This window comes from Pseudaminobacter soli (ex Li et al. 2025) (assembly GCF_003012705.1).
Lineage (GTDB): Bacteria > Pseudomonadota > Alphaproteobacteria > Rhizobiales > Rhizobiaceae > Pseudaminobacter > Pseudaminobacter soli.
In genome coordinates this window covers 1-1,005 of the sequence record NZ_PXYL01000064.1, presented here as the reverse complement: position 1 = coordinate 1,005, position 1,005 = coordinate 1, and the positions used below count along the sequence as shown (strand labels likewise).

Genomic DNA, 1,005 nt, shown 5'->3' with positions numbered 1-1,005 from the left:
CTCGACCAGGTCAACACCGCGGTCAACCAGATGGACCAGGTGACGCAGCAGAACGCGGCGATGGTCGAGGAATCGACGGCGGCGAGCCATTCGCTGGCGCAGGAGACCGACGCGCTGGCGCGCCAGATCGGCAGCTTTAGGCTCGGCAAGCCGGCTGCGGTCGAGCCGCTGCGTGCGGCGGCACCGGCCAAGGCCGCGCCGCGCGGCAAGCCGGCGCTCAAGCTGCGCGCTGCCGGCTACGGCGCCGCGACCGCCCGCGCCGCCGCCCCGACCGACGATGGCTGGCAGGAGTTCTAAGCCAAGATGAGCACGGTTTTTGACCCGACGCCGCAGATCTTCGAGCTGCCCGCGGTGCTTGACCTGAAGGCCGCGCCGGCGCTCGCCGCCTGCCTGGCGGCGCTGCGCGGCGCCCCGCTCGCGCTCGACGCCGGCCGCGTCGAGCGGCTCGGCGGCCAGTGCCTGCAGGTGCTGTTGGCGGCCAGCCACGGCTGGCGCGCCGACGCCGCCGCGCTGACGCTCAGCCAGCCGTCGCCCGCCTTCCTCGACGGGCTCAGGCTGATGGGCCTCACTGAAGCCGACCTGACCAGCGAGGAGCCCGCGGCATGAGCATGACCATCCTGACCGTCGACGATTCGCGCACCATGCGCGACATGCTGAAGCTGGCCTTGAGCGACGCCGGCTACCGCGTCGTCCAGGCCGAGGACGGCGTGCACGGGCTCGAGGTGCTGAAGGGCGAGACGCCCAGGGTGATCATCACCGACATCAACATGCCCCGGCTCGACGGCTTCGGCTTCATCGAGCAGGTGCGCGCCGACACCGCCTATCGCGGCATCCCGATCCTGGTGCTGACCACCGAGAGCGACGCGGCCAAGAAGGACCGGGCGCGGCGCGCCGGGGCGACCGGCTGGATCGTCAAGCCGTTCAACCCGGACAAGCTGATCGAGGCGATCCGGCGCGTCGCGGCGTGACCGGCAACAAGGGCAACAAGGCGTAAAGGCGTAAAGG

2 protein-coding genes and 1 pseudogene are annotated in these 1,005 nt (G+C 71.4%); all 3 read left to right on the top strand.

Translation table 11 applies throughout. The annotated features are described in order from the left end of the window. Positions 1-297, top strand: a pseudogene (locus tag C7I85_RS30235) (methyl-accepting chemotaxis protein); the annotation flags it as partial. A 6-nt stretch (positions 298-303) separates the two neighbouring features. Next, positions 304-606, top strand: a complete 303-nt coding sequence (locus tag C7I85_RS30230; RefSeq protein WP_106727674.1) for an STAS domain-containing protein — start codon at positions 304-306, stop codon at positions 604-606. Continuing rightward, positions 603-968, top strand: coding sequence for a response regulator (locus C7I85_RS30225; protein ID WP_106727673.1), 366 nt, complete (start codon positions 603-605; stop codon positions 966-968). Before C7I85_RS30230 ends, C7I85_RS30225 begins: the two co-directional genes overlap by 4 nt. Positions 969-1,005: the final 37 nt, after the last annotated feature.